11 protein-coding genes are annotated in these 15,447 nt (G+C 54.4%); 6 read left to right on the top strand and 5 right to left on the bottom strand.

The features are described from left to right. Positions 1 to 143: 143 nt before the first annotated feature. Positions 144 to 1,310 carry an AraC family transcriptional regulator gene (locus HG15A2_RS07340; protein ID WP_145059280.1) on the bottom strand — a complete coding sequence of 389 codons (1,167 nt, stop codon included), beginning with the start codon at positions 1,308 to 1,310 and terminating at the stop codon, positions 144 to 146. Positions 1,311 to 1,610: 300 nt separating this feature from the next. On the opposite strand from HG15A2_RS07340, the gene HG15A2_RS07345 reads away from it, so the two are divergent. Beyond that, complete coding sequence (locus tag HG15A2_RS07345) at positions 1,611 to 2,687, top strand: anhydro-N-acetylmuramic acid kinase (protein ID WP_145059282.1); 1,077 nt, start codon at positions 1,611 to 1,613, stop codon at positions 2,685 to 2,687. A 30-nt stretch (positions 2,688 to 2,717) separates the two neighbouring features. On the opposite strand, the gene HG15A2_RS07350 is transcribed toward HG15A2_RS07345, so the two are convergent. After that, entirely contained in the window at positions 2,718 to 3,689 is a 972-nt protein-coding gene (locus HG15A2_RS07350; protein WP_145059284.1) for an N-acetylglucosamine kinase, read from the bottom strand. A 2-nt stretch (positions 3,690 to 3,691) separates the two neighbouring features. Continuing rightward, the gene (gene murQ / locus HG15A2_RS07355) at positions 3,692 to 4,591 is read right to left on the bottom strand and encodes an N-acetylmuramic acid 6-phosphate etherase (protein WP_145059286.1); all 900 of its coding nucleotides are present in this window, start codon (positions 4,589 to 4,591) and stop codon (positions 3,692 to 3,694) included. A gap of 131 nt (positions 4,592 to 4,722) precedes the next feature. On the opposite strand from murQ, the gene HG15A2_RS07360 reads away from it, so the two are divergent. After that, entirely contained in the window at positions 4,723 to 6,246 is a 1,524-nt protein-coding gene (locus tag HG15A2_RS07360; protein ID WP_246117903.1) for a sodium:solute symporter, read from the top strand. 12 nt (positions 6,247 to 6,258) lie between these two features. Beyond that, entirely contained in the window at positions 6,259 to 8,610 is a 2,352-nt protein-coding gene (locus HG15A2_RS24505; protein ID WP_145059288.1) for an exo-beta-N-acetylmuramidase NamZ domain-containing protein, read from the top strand. Positions 8,611 to 8,631: 21 nt separating this feature from the next. Here the strand turns inward: HG15A2_RS24505 and HG15A2_RS07370 are convergent, their stop codons facing one another. Beyond that, positions 8,632 to 10,233, bottom strand: a complete 1,602-nt coding sequence (locus HG15A2_RS07370) for a SpoIID/LytB domain-containing protein (RefSeq protein ID WP_145063962.1) — start codon at positions 10,231 to 10,233, stop codon at positions 8,632 to 8,634. A gap of 806 nt (positions 10,234 to 11,039) precedes the next feature. Between HG15A2_RS07370 and HG15A2_RS07375 the strand changes: the two genes are divergently transcribed. From HG15A2_RS07375 to secE, 3 genes are all read left to right on the top strand, one after another. Then, the gene (locus HG15A2_RS07375; protein WP_145059290.1) at positions 11,040 to 11,480 is read left to right on the top strand and encodes a hypothetical protein; all 441 of its coding nucleotides are present in this window, start codon (positions 11,040 to 11,042) and stop codon (positions 11,478 to 11,480) included. Between the two features lie 175 nt (positions 11,481 to 11,655). Then, positions 11,656 to 12,141, top strand: coding sequence for a transposase domain-containing protein (locus HG15A2_RS07380; protein WP_145059292.1), 486 nt, complete (start codon positions 11,656 to 11,658; stop codon positions 12,139 to 12,141). A gap of 452 nt (positions 12,142 to 12,593) precedes the next feature. Beyond that, complete coding sequence (gene secE / locus HG15A2_RS07385; protein ID WP_145059294.1) at positions 12,594 to 12,911, top strand: preprotein translocase subunit SecE; 318 nt, start codon at positions 12,594 to 12,596, stop codon at positions 12,909 to 12,911. 585 nt (positions 12,912 to 13,496) lie between these two features. Here secE and HG15A2_RS07390 read toward each other — a convergent pair. Next, complete coding sequence (locus HG15A2_RS07390) at positions 13,497 to 14,564, bottom strand: IS110 family RNA-guided transposase (RefSeq protein WP_145059296.1); 1,068 nt, start codon at positions 14,562 to 14,564, stop codon at positions 13,497 to 13,499. Between the last annotated feature and the right edge of the window lie 883 nt (positions 14,565 to 15,447).

The raw sequence follows: 15,447 nt of genomic DNA on the forward strand, positions 1-15,447 counted from the left end.
TCGTAACGAGAGAAAGTCGAATAGCTGCGTAAATAGTGCGCATTATTTTGTCGGTTAAGCGCAGAGAGCGTGGGTCAAAACTGGTGGTTCTGCGCACTTCCCCTTGGACGGAATGGAACGTGCGGTCCTCAACCCAAGGAGGGTCAACCCTCAAACGTCTGCTTGCGATAGGAAAGTGGCGTTTGACCTTCGCGTTTTCGGAACGCCACGCCAAACCTTGTCGCGTTGGCAAACCCGCAAGCCGTGGCGATTTCTCTAATCGACATCGTGGTTTGCGATAGCAATTCTCGCCCCTTCTCTAGTCTTACGCGGCGGATTTCTTCAGCCGGTGAGCGGCCTAGATAGTTTCGGAATTGAATTTCCAGGCAGCGCCGCGAGACGGGAATCTCTCGCAAGATGTCTTTCACGGCAATATCCTGAAACGCGTGAGCGCGAATAAACCTTAACGCTCGCACGACCGTCTCGTCATCGATAGAGAGGATGTCCGTAGATTGCCGGCTGGTGACTCCCTTGGGCGGTATGAGTCGTGGCTCGGGGGAAATTTCCTCCCCCTGGGTGAGTCGATCCAACAGCGCCATCGCCTCGTAGCCAATCCGCTGGCCAGCAACGGCTATCCCCGAGAGCGGCGGCGTGGACACGTCGCACATGAGCTCGTCGTTATCGCCGGCTAGGATTGCGATTTCGTCCGGTACGCGAATCTCTCGCAGGTGACAGATCTCTGCCAGTTGCCGGCCCCGTTGAGCATCTGCCGTGAGGATAGCAACGGGAAATTCCAGAGAATCGAGCCAACTGCTTACACGGCGTTGCTGTTCTTCCCAACCGATCTTGCGTCCTACCCGATAGCCTGGCTTGTACTCCTCGCAGGGGAATCCCGCCTCACGCACAGCCGCGACGAATTCCAGACCGCGTTTCGCAGAGTACACATGGCTAGGAGGTGCGAAATAGGCGAACCTTTCGAAACCGCGATCGCGCAGATGCTCCAGCGCGAGTTGGGCGCGGGCAGCATCGTCGGTTACGACGTCGTAGATACCCTCTTGCTCCTCATAAAGGGTATCCACATTAACAGTGGGCAATTTTCGCTTGCGAATCTGTTCCAGTTGTAGGCGGCTACCGATGCGTGCGATGATGCCATCTCCGGACCAGCGATCAGGCAATGCCGAACGCAGCTCATGGTCGCGAGGGTCGATTAAGAGATGCCAATGGCTGTAGGTCTGTGCGTAATCGGCGATTCCGCGGATCACGCTGGCTTCCCAAGTTCCTTCGGTCTCTATCAGAACGGCAACTTGTCGGACTTGAATTTGATTTGTCATGGCCGTGTCGCATTTCTAGTTTTTATCTTTTACCCGGATGGTGTCCTGATGATGACCTTTTTAGTATAGTCTGGGAATGCGCAATTCCGAGAAGATTTAATGCATTTTTGCCTACCTCTGTTGATTACACTTAGGAAGCTTAGAAATGCTTTAATGCGTAGTTCCCACACATTCCCCCCTGCTTGAGCCGCTATTGCCACGCCGCTATGTTGTGTTGGAGCTGTTGCGCGGACGGTTCAACGAACACACGAATCCCCCCCCCCATTTCTCAGAAAGCTTTAATCCACTGTGAGCGCTAGCATGAAGCGAAAAGTTGCGGTTGGGCTTATGAGCGGAACTTCCGGCGACGGGGTGGATGCGGCCCTGCTGAACACCGATGGCGACAGCAAAATTGAGTTCTATGATGGTCTCACGCATCCCTTTGATGAGGATTTGCGAAGCCGCCTTCTAGAGGCTTCGCACCACGATGTACCGACTTCAGAGCTGCTGCGTCTGGAGAAGGATGTGACTCTGCATCACTCACAAGCGGTGAGAATTCTGTTAGAGCGACACGCCAAGGAAGCCAAGAAGGTGGAGGTTATTGGTTTTCATGGTCATACGATTCGCCACATGCCTGGCGAAGGAATCACGATGCAAATTGGAAATCCCTGGCTGCTGGCCAGAGATTTCGATTTACCTGTCGTCAGCGATTTCCGCCGGTGCGACATGGCTGCCGGAGGCCACGGCGCACCGCTGGTGGCTCTCTTTCACCGGGCGCTGTTCCTGAAAGAACCACATCCGCTAGTTGTTTTGAATATTGGGGGTGTGGCCAATGTAACGTGGCTTGGTGCCAAGGATGAGATCATTGCAGGCGACACGGGCCCCGGATGTGGTTTGCTGGACGAGTGGGCACAAGCCATGGCCGATTTGCCCCATGATCGCGACGGGCAACTCTCGTCATCAGGTACCGTTCACGAAGAGACAGTCGAGAAAGCACTGGCCGCAGATTTCTTTGAGCAGCCGTTGCCCAAGGCGGCCGATCGCTACGACTTCGACCACGTGGATGTTTCGCGATTGAGTATCAACGATGGTGCGGCCACCTTGTGCGCAGTGACCGCCGAGGCAGTTTACCGTGCGGTGAAAAAGCTCCCCAGTATGCCCAAGAAAGTGTGGGCTACAGGGGGAGGTACCCATCATCCGATTCTCATGAAGATGTTAGCCGACCGTTTTGGTGAAATTAGCAACGTCAGTGAGATGGGGCTTAACCCTGACACGCTGGAAGCAGAATGTTTCGCCTGGCTAGCTGTGCGGCATCAACAGGGCTTACCGCTTACGATTCCCGAAGTGACAGGCTGTGAGAAGCCTGTCGTGGGTGGCGTGCTGGCACAATTCAAGTAAGTCCCATCGCAATTGCGATGGCCTAGTACCCTAGCCGAGTTCTTCACAGGCTACCTTCAAGCAGCCAATTGAAGGCTCTTTGACGTACTCAAGCGAATTGGGCTCGATAGCTAACTCACTCAGCCTTTGTGCGAAATCCGTGCGTACGACCTCACTACCGCAAAGCACTCCGCCAGCCAGTGCCAAGGGAAACCCGCTTCCTAAGGAGAGCTTCATTGCGGTTGCTTCGACGAGCTTCGCCAAGTCTTCGCCCGCTTGCTTCGAGATTTGCATGGCGACTTCATCACCAAGCTCTGCTGCGTGAGTGACCTCTTTCGCGAGCTTCGCGATCGCGTATCTCGTGCCGTCGGCTTGTGAAAGAGCCGCTAACAGCCCGCGGGGATCTGTCACTTGCACCTGCTCGAGGAAAACCTGGGTGAGTTGAGTTGTCGGGCCTCGACCATCGGCTGCCTGCGTCACGGCGCGGAGCCCTGCCTGGCCGATGGCGAAGGCACTTCCCTCATCCCCAAACCAGTAACCCCACCCCCCCGTCACCTCAGTCTTGCCCTCGATGTTTCTGCCCATCGTGACCGAACCGGTTCCCGAAACTAACGCCACACCGATACCCTCTGGAGTACCGGCAGCGAGAACCGCTTCCGCGTCGTGAATAAACCGCGGCCGTTGAGCGATCTCTTGCTGGATAGCCCAGTGGGAAATTTGTTCTTGGACTTCGGTGAGCGAGGCTCCTGCCAGGGCAAAGATGGCCGCATCGACTGCTCGGGCAGCTATGCCCGACTTGGCCCAGGCGGCCTGGATGGCTGACTTGAGATTAGTGGTGGCAGTGTCGAACCCGACGGCCATGACATTCGCAGACCCAGAGTGACCCCGCCCGATTATTTCGAAGTCGCTAGGAGAGGTGCAGCGTGCCAGCAGAGCGGCTGTTTTTGTGCCACCACCGTCGATGCCAAGTACCAAGCGATCTAGCGACTTGCCTGCGACAGGTGGTTTCGACTCACTCGGCACAGTTACTTGAGCCCGTTATTTAAGGCATTGCGGAGATGTCCGCGGGCGGCAGCGAGATGCTGGCGCGCGACTTCGGGCTTCTTGTCGAGTCGATAACTCACGATCGCCGTTTTCAATTCCCCATCACATTGAGTGAGCAAATCGTCCGCTTGTTCTGGCGACAGGTCGGTAAGATCGCAGACGATGCGTTTCATGCGTTCAGAGAGCTTGGTGTTAGTCGCTTGCAAATCGACCATGAGATTGCCATAGGTTTTACCCAGGCCAACCATCGCCCCGGTGGTAAGCATATTGAGAACCATCTTTGTGGCGGTTCCCGCCTTCATACGTGTCGAGCCGCTCAGCACTTCTGGTCCTACGACCGGCGTAATGTTCAAGTCGGCTCGTTCGTTGAGTGCAGCGTCAAGATTGCAACTGAGGCCAATGGCATAGGCGCCTTGGCTGCGAGCATAATCAAGCCCGCCAATCACATAGGGGGTTCGCCCGCTGGAAGCAATTCCCACGACGACATCTTTCGCAGTGAGGTCAATGTTCTGCAAATCCTCAGCCGCCAAGGTGGTGGAATCTTCCGCGCCTTCGACCGCTTTGAGCATCGCCCCGGGCCCACCGGCGATGATGCCAACGACTTGTGATGGGTCAGAATTAAATGTCGGCGGACACTCTGCGGCGTCGAGGACGCCCAACCGCCCTGAGGTGCCCGCACCGATGTAAATTAGTCGTCCACCCTCGGACAAGCGGTCGGAAATCACCTCGATAGCCTGCGCGATAGCCGGGGCCTGTTCACCCACGGCGGCAGCAATTTTCGCATCCTCAGCATTGATCAGCTCGACGATCGCAGCCGCGCTGAGACCGTCGAGTCGTTCGGAAGCTGGGTTGCGCGACTCAGTGGTAAGATTTTCCAACATATCTGCATTCTACACGCCATCGTAGCAATAGACAGTTTTGTTGCGCGAAAGAGAGAAACAACTGCGCTGCCCATTTCGGTTGAGAATACCTCTGGAGTCATAGTATAGTTCAGACTCCGGATTTTGGTTTAGTGCTGTTGTGGACACAACTTGCGCGGCCATTCCCCATAAGGAATATTGCTATTCACCCAATCGATTCAGGCATCGTCGTACTTTATCTACTTAGCGCCGTCGGTCTGGGGCTGTGGGTAGGCCGTGGGCAGCAGAGTACCGTCGAGTACTTTTTGGGGGGGCGATCTCTGCCCTGGTGGGCGTTGCTACTTTCGATCGTTGCGACCGAAACAAGTACCGTAACTTTCCTGAGCCTCCCCGGGGTTGTTTTCGCTGCGAATGGCGACATGACCTTTTTGCAGATTACACTCGGCTACGTGGTGGGGCGCGTGTTGGTGGTCTACCTGCTACTCCCGTTATTCTTCCGCGGAGAGTTCTTTACGTCTTACCAAGTGCTGGAAACTCGCTTCGGGGTCACCTCGCGTCGCGCGACTTCGCTGCTGTTTTTAGTCACGCGCAACGTGGGCGACGCCCTCCGGCTTTTTCTCTCGGCACTGGCATTGCAGGAAGCCATCGGGTTGAGCCTTACTACCTGCGTAGTAGGTTTGGGGATTATCACGATTGCCTACACCTATTTTGGTGGCATGAAATCAGTTGTTTGGAACGATTGCATACAGTTCGTTATCTACATGTTAGGTGCCCTTGTCGCACTCGCCGTGATCGTCAATCGCTTGCCCGGCGGCATGGAACAGATCCTGCAGTTTGGTAGCGAAGCAGGCAAGTTTCAGGTATTCGACTTCGATACGAGCCTCACCACATCGTCCATGACCTTCTGGGCCGGACTCGTTGGTGGGCTCTTTCTGACAGCTGCCACTCACGGCACCGATCAGATGATGGTGCAGCGTTATCTCTCGGCCACTTCGCAGCGCTCTGCAGGTTTGGCGATCGTCTTGAGTGGTGTGCTTGTCATGGCCCAATTCGCGATCTTCCTCTTCATCGGCGCGGCATTGGCTTGCTTTTACTCAGAGTTCCCCCTCCCTGAGCATCTAGCCGATAAGGGCAACGACCGCGTGTTCGCCTACTTCATTGTGAATAGTTTGCCCGTGGGTGTCGTCGGACTCACCATTGCCGCGGTGCTTGCTGCCACGATGTCAACACTTTCAAGTTCGTTGAATTCCTCCGCCACCGCGCTCATAAACGACATTTACCTGCCGTTAAGAAAACGCGAGTTGAGTGAAGCGAAGCAGTTTCAATTCAGCCGCATAGCGACCGCCGGCTTCGGCGTACTGCAAATTGCAATCGCCCTGCTGAGCAATCAGTTCGGGGCTAGCACGAGCATCGTGAATAAGGTCCTCGCGGTTGCTGGCTTTGCATTGGGACCTATGCTGGGTCTCTATTTTGTCGCCGTATTGACCCAGCGTGTTTCTCAATTCTCGGCTCTCTGGGGATTTGCCGCTGGAGTTGCAGTACTGACGGTTGTCACAAATACCACGGCCCTGTACTGGCCGTGGTACGCGGCAGTCGGAGCCCTCTCGACATTTGCAATTGCTTGCCTCATGAGTCTTGTGATTGATGTCGAGCCAAACCAATCCCTTGAAGATTAACTGGAGCACCTGATGCCCAATCTGAAGCAGATAACCCTACTGTTTGTACTTGTACTCTTGGTGAGTACGAGCTCGCTAGCCAAGGAAACTCCGTCCACAATAGCGGCACCCTCGCCTAAGCGATTGAAGATGGATGCCAGCCAACTTGAACGCATTGACGAGATAGTCAACCAACAGATTGAAAAGGGGAAACTTCCCGGTTGCGTTGTCGCAATCGGCCGCCGAGACGGCATTGCGTTTGCTAAGGCGTTCGGGAACCGACGACTTGAGCCGTCTAAGGAGAAGATGACGCTCGATACCGTCTTTGATATGGCATCGATCACAAAACCGGTCGCGACGGCGACTAGCATCATGATTCTCGTCGATCGTGGTCTGATCCGCTTGCGTGATCCGGTGGCCGAGTACCTGCCTGAGTTTGGCAAGAACGGCAAAGCGAAGATTACCATCGAGCAACTCCTTACGCACCAAGGAGGGCTCGTTCCTGATAATCCGCTGGGGGACTACCAGCATGGAGTCGAGCAGGCATGGGAGAATATTTGGGAACTCAAGCCGAGCGACGCGCTCGGGAAACGCTTTGTCTACACCGATGTTGGGTTTATCGTACTAGCCAAAGTCGTAGAGAAAGTCACCGGGCAAACCGTCGCAGAGTTTGCAGCTAAGAACACTTTCCAACCCTTAGGCATGAGCGAAACGGGTTATCTCCCCGCCGAGGCTCTCCGCGCACGTGCCGCCACGACCGAGCAACGTGAAGGCCGCTGGATGCGGGGTGAAGTCCACGACCCGCGTGCTTACTTGCTAGGTGGAGTGGCGGGGCACGCCGGGCTGTTCTCTACGGCAAGCGATCTTAGTCGTTACGCACGCATGATGCTCTGCGCTGGTAGCTTCAATGGGTCGAAAATCCTCAGCCCGGCCACTTACCAGGAAATGATCAAGCCGCGCGACATCGCCGGGCAACTTCGCAGTCTGGGCTGGGATAGTCGCAGCAAGTATTCCAGCAACCGCGGCGAGAATTTCAGCGCGCAGGCTTTCGGGCACGGCGGATTCACCGGCAACGCCCTGTGGATCGATCCGCAGTTAGACCTGTTCGTGATTTTCCTTTCCAACCGCGTTCACCCCGACGGCACAGGCAGCGTTAACGGACTCGCTGGGCGCATCGGCACGATTGCCGCCGGATCGATTATTGGTAAGCCCTTAGCAAAGGTACACGGGGAAGTTTCTGCTCGACCAGTGTCGGAGGTGCTCAACGGAATCGATGTACTCGAAAAGAGCGACTTCAAGCAATTGGCCGGGAGTCGAGTAGGACTGATCACGAATCACACCGGATTGAATCGCACAGGGGTGAGAACGATCGACCTGTTGCATGCGGCTGAGAACGTGGAACTGGTTACGATCTTCAGTCCCGAGCATGGACTGCAGGGCAAGCTCGATATCGCGAACATCGACCACACGACTGACTCAGCCACCGGCTTGCCGGTTTACAGTTTGTACGGCGAGTCCCGCAAACCGGCGAAAAGTCAGTTGCAAGAGATCGACACGCTCGTGTTCGATATTCAAGACATTGGTTGCCGATTCTATACCTACATTTCGACGATGGGTCTCGCCATGGAAACGGCGGCAGAACAGGATCTCCGCTTTGTGGTACTCGATCGGCCGAACCCCCTGGGCGGTGTGATTCTGGAAGGACCGCTGCTGGACGAAGGAAAGGAGTCATTCGTCGGGTTCCACACCATACCATTACGCCACGGGATGAGCGCTGGAGAACTGGCAACCATGTTTCGTAAAGAACGTGACTGGGGACTCGATCTTGATGTCATCAAAACCAAGGGCTGGCACCGCCAGGACTACTGGGACCGCACCGGACTGACCTGGGTGAACCCTTCGCCCAACATGCGTAGTCTCACCCAAGCCGTGTTGTACCCCGGTGTGGGATTCTTGGAGACCACAAATGTGTCCGTGGGACGCGGCACCGATACACCTTTCGAAGTGGTCGGTGCGCCCTGGATCGACGGTCAACAACTAAGTCGAAGACTCAACGAAGCACATCTGCCCGGTGTGCGGTTTGTGCCCATCCGGTTCACACCAGACTCAAGTAAACACGCTGGGCAAGAGTGCGAAGGCGTGAATATTATTTGCGTGAATCGCCAGGTATTCCGTTCGGTCCCTGTGGGACTCGAATTGGCCATCGCGTTGCACGAGCTTTACCCTGAAGATTGGGACACAGCTCGACTCGACCATTTGCTCAACAGCGACCGCTTGCTGAATGCCATTCGCGAAGGAAAGAACGCTGCGGAAATTCGCGAGCTCTACCAGGCAGACGAGAAGTCGTTCCGATCGCGCCGTCAGCCGTTCCTGCTTTACCGCTGAGTAGTGGACTCGATTGGTCGCTCAATCGATGAGCCGCTTGCGGCTTAGCAGCGTTGTGCCGGCGAGAAGGATCATCGCCAGCGAACTCGGCTCAGGAACCGCGTTCGACGCTGCTGTGCTCGATGTGAGGGCGTAGTTCTGCTGCCAGATGAGGAAGTCCATGCCATCGGAATCGTCATCGTCGTCTGCGTCCGAATTGCCGTTTACGCCATAGTCGCCTTGCCATTGGGCGAGATCGTCTCCGCCGACGTCGCCATCTGCGTCGAAGTCCCCCGGAGTTGGCGGGACGAAGACTGCCTGGGGATTCCAAAACACATCGTCAAGGAAAATCTGGGCATCACTGGACCCAAAAAACTGAATCGAATCAATCGAGACGTTCTCACCATCGATCTGGCCGTTGCCTCCGGCGATCCATGATTCCCAATCGCTGTCTTCATCGAGAAACCATTCGTACTTGTGCCACAGGTTGTCAGCGATCACGGAGCGTTTGCTGCCCCGATCGGCCGTGGTGGGATCGTCGATAGCGATGCTGACCTGCATGTCAGGGTCGTCCGTCTTGAGCCAGAAGCCGACCGAGCCAATCGATTCGAATTGCAAATTAGCGATCCGCGAAGCGACATTGGTGCTGCCTCCGAAGTCGCTGTATTGGGCCCCCGAGATATGCCGCACAAAGAAATCGGTGCCCGACTCTTCGTCATAGGTGATATCCAATAGTTGCGAATGCCCTCCCGAGTGGGACTCGACATTTGACCGGACAGCTGTCGACCCGCCGACGTTGGCAGACGTACTGCCAGAAAAAGTCGGTGCCCAGCCAAAAGTTCCTTCGTGGCCGGAAAACGTGGTCCCCGAGCGATCGCCGTAGTCGTCGAAGTCCACTAGCGTCTTCGTGCCGAAGGCAATGCCCGTGCCGGTGGTGGTGGCGGTTCGCAATTGGATATCCGCGCCGTAGTAATATTTGAGGATGTCGAGATACGAGGTGCTATTGTCTGACAGATAGTCGGCACCGTTTTGGCTCTTCGCTCCTCGGTTGGGCCAATTGGGGTTACTGACCGTCCCATTAAATCCCAAGGAGGTTCCCGTATTGAACCCATCCACCAGCCCATCGGCGTAGGTATAGGTGACGAACCTTTCGGTATTCGTCGGGTCATTGTCGCCCGGATCCACAATCACCCCAGGATTCGCTGGATTGAACGGCCCCGTGGGGATGGCACCCGCGACATAAAACGAGGCGATCAGCACGTCTCCCTGGGTGGCGCCAATATTGTCGAAGACATAGAGAATTTCCCCTTCGGTCGCTGCTGCCGCCGCCTGTTGGAGTGAGCCGGCGCTGCCTGCACACGAATAGACCTGGTCGCTGGTGCCATCGTTAATGAACCCTTGCAGATCCATCTTGTAGTACGCAAAAGTACGGGCCGCCACAGCCTGGGCCTTCAAAGCCTCGAAGCTGGCTGCCCCATTCTCACAGTTGCACACATTGGGCACGTAATCAGTCTCGGTCGCCACGTTCCCAGAGCCCGTGACATTGATCGTCGACAGAGCCGTGAACTGCGCCCAGGCCGGCGGACCAGCGATGCCCAGGATGATAAGGGAGAAGGCAAGCACTCGTCGTGGTAGGTGGGGCATGTCTTATTCTTGGAAAGGGCAATTTGATTCAGGCATCCTCCCGGTCGCAACGGCGTGCGAGTCTCCCGGGCGGAATACATTATAGACACAATAAACGAATCGCGAGCTGTCCCAGCACGACGATGCGGGTAATTGATGATCAATCAATCTTCATAGTTTGGTTGTGGCTTCTGCCAACCGGCTCTGCCATTGCCGGTCGCTTGGAGGCAGCAGGGGCAAAACGGCCCCTAAAGCCCGCGATGCACTTAGAGAAGTGCCGAGACGGGCCACTCAAAACGAGATGGTCGAACAAAGAACCGTAATTGGTGTGCTGCACGCCACCTGCCTCAAGCAAGCGTTATTTGGAACTCTTCCGCGCCACGGAGGACGAGCTTGTTGAACGTCTACCCAGGAACGAATGAGAAAAGAGCATGCCAACAAGTTACTGACTACTGAGATAAGAATACCACGCTAGTTCAGCTACTCAAACGCAGCCCGCGACTGACTTCCGCTTTTGGGGGTGTTAACAGGACGCATGGCTACCGTCCGTTTCGTTCGGCGGTCAGATGTACCTCCGCATCGAAGCAAAAGCCAGTTACTGCGTGAGGTCATCGACACCGCCGGTAGTAAATCTGCCCAAACCGCAGCCAGTTTCGACGCACAGGACGATGAAGCTGACGCAGTTTCGGGAATTATGCGATATCCAGAAATTAAGCACTCAGTCGCAAGAAATACCATGATGCTTTCCTTGAATTAACGCGACATCGGCAACTAAAATAGGGAGGTCGAAATGTCGTTCAAAGAACAAGTTCCACAAGGGACAGATAATGGGCTGGAAGGCTAGAGTCAAAGAAATTGCTGACCGAAACCCTAACGCGGTACCTCCTGAACTGCTAACGGATTCCTCTAAACATGATTCTCGACGTTGGCCAGAAACGCTGAAGAACGTAGCACGTAACGCAGTCGTCGCGGTGGTATCGATTGCGACTATCTTCTACGGTTTGCACATACTTTCCGTCAGCTATGAGTTGGATGCAGCACAAATACGCTATGCTCTCGCAATAGCTTCATTCTTGTTTGCTAGTCTGTTTTGCCTGATGAGTGAGTCACTAATCGAAGACGGCGTAAAAACAGTACTAGTTTTGGCTATCGGTTTGACTCTCGCTTTCTCGATTCCACTGCCTTGGTGTGTCATGCCTGGGTTTGGTGCTGCCGTGGGTAGCATTGCAAATTGGACGGTCAAAGCGACGATGGGACAGCATTATTAGTCATTCAGTCCGAATTCGCGTCACCATTGCATGCATAGTTGTATGCGTCGGACGATGAATCGAATGGCACGTAGATTTCTGTAAGTGTTTACGCCGAACTGACCTAGGCAAAAAAGGCCTCACTTGCACAGATGGTGTTGTCTAACACAACCATCGCTAGCAAGGAGGCCTTCTGATGGGCAATTTTAACCAAGATCGTTTTCGACAACAGGTCAGTTTTCTGCGACGCCAGTTTCTTCAAGACGGCGACTTGCCTTTCACGAACGTCCTCTCGGAACAGATTGTTTCGCAAGCACTGACAGCGTCCAAGGTCGTTTGGAACGATAGCATCTACCCACCACTAGTAACGCTGTGGGTTTTTTTGAGCCAAGTTTTGAGTGCCGATCATTCCTGCCGTGCAGCCGTCGCGCGCTTACTTACTCATCGCCTGTCTCAAGGTCAAAGCGAATGCTCGCCAGAAACTGGCGCGTACTGCCAAGCGAGAAAACGGTTGCCGGAGGAGTTTTTCTCCGATGTCGCACAAGAGACAGGACAAGCCCTTGATAAGAGTGCTCAATCGGACTGGCTTTGGAAAAACCGTCGCGTGTATTTGTTCGATGGCTCTACGGTAACGATGCCCGATACGCCTGAGAATCAGAATGCTTACCCCCAACACGGTTAGCTTCAAAGGAGCTCTGCAATTCCTTGAAGAGTTTCAACGGCTGATTGATTACCAAGCGTGTCGAGGGGGTGCGCACCGAATGATCCTTTATCAACAGTTGCTGGATTGCGTCGCCAGCCATCGTGTTGCCGATCGACCCGACCGATTCGAGCCACGCCTATTAAAACGAAGGCCCAAGCACTTTGCGTTTCTAAGAAAACCACGTCACGTGATCAAAAGCGAAATGGTGAAAGGAGTTAGGTAAAGCTACGTGCCATTCGCCGATGAAGCTGACGCAGTTTCAGCTGTGCTGTAATTTTTTGGTCCGTGTGTAACACTCCCCATAGTAAAGTGCTGGCTGAAATCAACAGTTTTTGCCAGCACGGACCGGAATAGTTACAATGCGGCCTGTCGGAGAATTGGCGATTTAGCCTGTTTCTCGCATGAAACCTGTTAGACGGTAACAGCTAAAAATGATTCGAATAACTACTTTTGCGATTCTGGCGGTGGTTGTCGCAACGGGACTATTTCTTCTTGCCCATACTGACGGCAGCGTAAACGTGCTGCTATATGCATGCCTACTTACCGCGTGGATAGGTATTTATGATATGTGTGACCGTGGTCGATTCGCAAACTATTTGGGAAAGGTTGACGAGGAAACCAAACAGCTTGCTTGGCCCAATCGTATACAGCTACTTCATGGGGTTAAGATTCTCGTTTCCCTAATGGCGATATTGATTCTTGCATTCGGTTGCATTGACACACTCATCGCGTACCTCCTGGGTATTTGAGGTCATGTGGACCGACCGTCGCAAAGGCGTGAAGTTACGATTCGTCAGAGTAAAGATTCGACGCGTCGAACGATGAAGCCGTTCCTGTAAGAGTCTGTCAAGTTAGAAAAGGAAAAAGCGGTTTCCTCTCAGGTTGCTGCGTACGGGGAGTGGTTTGCGTAGTCGCCTGTTTTGTGACTTCAGTGGTGGTTTCTTGTGAGTAATTGCTTAATTTGATTTGGCTTGGTCGTCGTTGCCGCTACGGAAAGTTGCGATCGTTCTTTTCAAAGGCGATTGCTCCCAACACATTCCTTCGCGTGTTTACCGCTCACGTTCACCGTAAGTGGCTCTGCCCGGTTGTGGCAGACGCTGAATTATCTAGTGCGAATTCCTCGCCGCAAGGCCACTCCATTCAACGCAACGTGCGGGCCGACATGAGCCATGCTCATGTCACCGCATCCACGGGTTTATTCGAGTTGGCTCTAGCGAGAGGGATCTCGAGTTGCCGTAGGCAACTCGGATCGAACAACCTTTGCCGAATCGTGCTCAGGGGTCTCCTGGGTGAAAGTGATTGTTTCTATTCGTTTTCGTCGCCTCAGCGACTACTCAGTCGGTAGCGAATGCTCGACACTCAGCATACGTTTTCTTCTTGGTCAGCATATGCCAGATGAGCGTGGCTAGCTTGCGCATCACCGCCACGCGGGCGATGCTGCTGCCTCGTCGGCGTTTGATTCGCTTGTACCACTCCCGCAACTTCTTGTCCTTCTTCAAGGCCTGGTGAGCCACTTGCGCTAGTAACCAGCGGGCCATGCCGCTGCCCGCTTTGGTGATACTGCCCAAACGTTGGCTCTTCTCACCACTATTGCGACAGCCTGGAGTAAGCCCCCAATAGTTGGCCAGACTTCGGGAGCGAGGGAAACGTTCCACTCGGCCAACCCGGCACGCTAAGGCAGTGCCACTGTAGTAGCCAATGCCTGGCATGGAGACGAGCAACGTAGCTGCTTCGCTCAGGCCGCACCGCTGGGCGAGCTTCTCTTCCAATTCACGCATGCGCTGCTGAGCGTGTTCTAAATCGATGAGTAGGTGATTCATTTCCAACTGATCGATCTCGGGCAAGACCAACTTCTTCAGCCAGGCAATGGCCGCTTGGGTGGGGAACGTCTTGGTTGGCAGCTCCCATTGCAGATTGTGACGCCTGAGCATGTGTTTGATCATGTTGATGATGCGTGTTCGTGCTCGACCGGCGTCTTTGCGGAGTGTGGTCAGTCGTCGGTTTTCTTGATCGCTGGTGGAAGAGATATCGACCTGCCGGAGCCCACGGACCGGCTTGCCTGCCAGCAGGCGATCGCGGTTGACCCAGAGCAGTTCGCTCAGAGCTGCGGCGTCTCGCCGGTCCGTCTTCAGCTTTTTTCGTTCTTCCGGTTGGATCAGAATCACCTTGTGGCAGCGATAGTCGCGGAGCATCTTGATCAACCAATCGTTGAAGCCGCACACTTCCCAAGTAGCGACGAACGATTCGTCGCCACCCAGTCGCTCGCGGGTGAGCCGTTCAAAGAATTCGTTGATCTTCTCCGGCTGCGTCGAAACCTGTCGAGCGAGCACTACGTCGCCCTCGTCGTTACGCAGTGAAATCGTAAGCCGACGTGCATGTTGGTCGATTCCAAGGTACAACATAATCGTGGTTCTCCCGTGGTAGTGGGAAGTGTTGAACAGCATCCCTAAGCGATAGGAGAACCGCTTCTTCTTTTCAAGCCTTCAAGACTCTTTCATAGATATCAACGCGTTTTCGTGCTACGATAATTTCATGCATTCTCATCTCTTGTTTTTGTTGCACAGTGACCGCTCAGCTCGTATTTGGGCAGCCGCGAATATGGCCCTCTTGGCGACTTTCCAATCGGTCGCGATTGTCGCTTTGGTAGGTTGCAACCCAGATTATCAAACCTCTGTTTCGATTGACCACTCACTCAAACGAGGCGTACTTAGAGCAAAGTATGCCGTCCCCAGGGATAGTGAGCTTGGCGACTATAGTGTTCTTGAAACTTGGTGCGAGATAGACAATGAGTCGGGTGAGGAGCAAATAGTCGTTCGACTGAAAGGTCCCCATCACGGTGAAGAGCCTAGAGTCAAAATAATTGAACCTGAAGGAATGCTCTATCGGTCAGTTTGGTCTCAACGCGATGGGCCTCCCTATGAAGTGTGGGCTGCTCCAGTCCCTCTTCCTGACGTACTCAAGTTGCGGAGGGGAAATATGGAAATCGAGTTACTACGTCGCCATGAATAACGCCTTCTAGGTGGCAGCTAGCCTGCGTTCGGAGTGAATCTTCGACGCGTCAGCCGATGAATCTGACGCGTTTTCGTGGTAGGCTGTATTGGCAGTCGGGTGACTCAGTTTCTGACTAGAACCAGCCTGTTACACGCACAGGTTCCGGCACATGAGATTCCAATTCTCCCTACTCCGTCTATTCTTAGCGGTGGCAATGTTCACCGTTCCGCTCGCACTGCTTCGTTCTAATGAAGCTGTCGCATTGATAGTCGCAATTCCGTTCGCAAGCTTGGC

Origin of the sequence: Adhaeretor mobilis (assembly GCF_007741515.1) — a bacterium.
Taxonomy (GTDB): Bacteria; Planctomycetota; Planctomycetia; order Pirellulales; family Lacipirellulaceae; genus Adhaeretor; species Adhaeretor mobilis.

Excerpts from the sequence above, each read along its gene's own strand:
- HG15A2_RS07340 (WP_145059280.1), bottom strand. The coding sequence starts at position 1,310 with ATGACAAATCAAATTCAAGTCCGACAAGTTGCCGTTCTGATAGAGACC.
- HG15A2_RS07345 (WP_145059282.1), top strand. The coding sequence starts at position 1,611 with ATGAAGCGAAAAGTTGCGGTTGGGCTTATGAGCGGAACTTCCGGCGAC.
- murQ (WP_145059286.1), bottom strand. The coding sequence starts at position 4,591 with ATGTTGGAAAATCTTACCACTGAGTCGCGCAACCCAGCTTCCGAACGA.
- HG15A2_RS24505 (WP_145059288.1), top strand. The coding sequence starts at position 6,259 with ATGCCCAATCTGAAGCAGATAACCCTACTGTTTGTACTTGTACTCTTG.
- HG15A2_RS07370 (WP_145063962.1), bottom strand. The coding sequence starts at position 10,233 with ATGCCCCACCTACCACGACGAGTGCTTGCCTTCTCCCTTATCATCCTG.
- HG15A2_RS07375 (WP_145059290.1), top strand. The coding sequence starts at position 11,040 with ATGGGCTGGAAGGCTAGAGTCAAAGAAATTGCTGACCGAAACCCTAAC.
- HG15A2_RS07380 (WP_145059292.1), top strand. The coding sequence starts at position 11,656 with ATGGGCAATTTTAACCAAGATCGTTTTCGACAACAGGTCAGTTTTCTG.
- secE (WP_145059294.1), top strand. The coding sequence starts at position 12,594 with ATGATTCGAATAACTACTTTTGCGATTCTGGCGGTGGTTGTCGCAACG.
- HG15A2_RS07390 (WP_145059296.1), bottom strand. The coding sequence starts at position 14,564 with ATGTTGTACCTTGGAATCGACCAACATGCACGTCGGCTTACGATTTCA.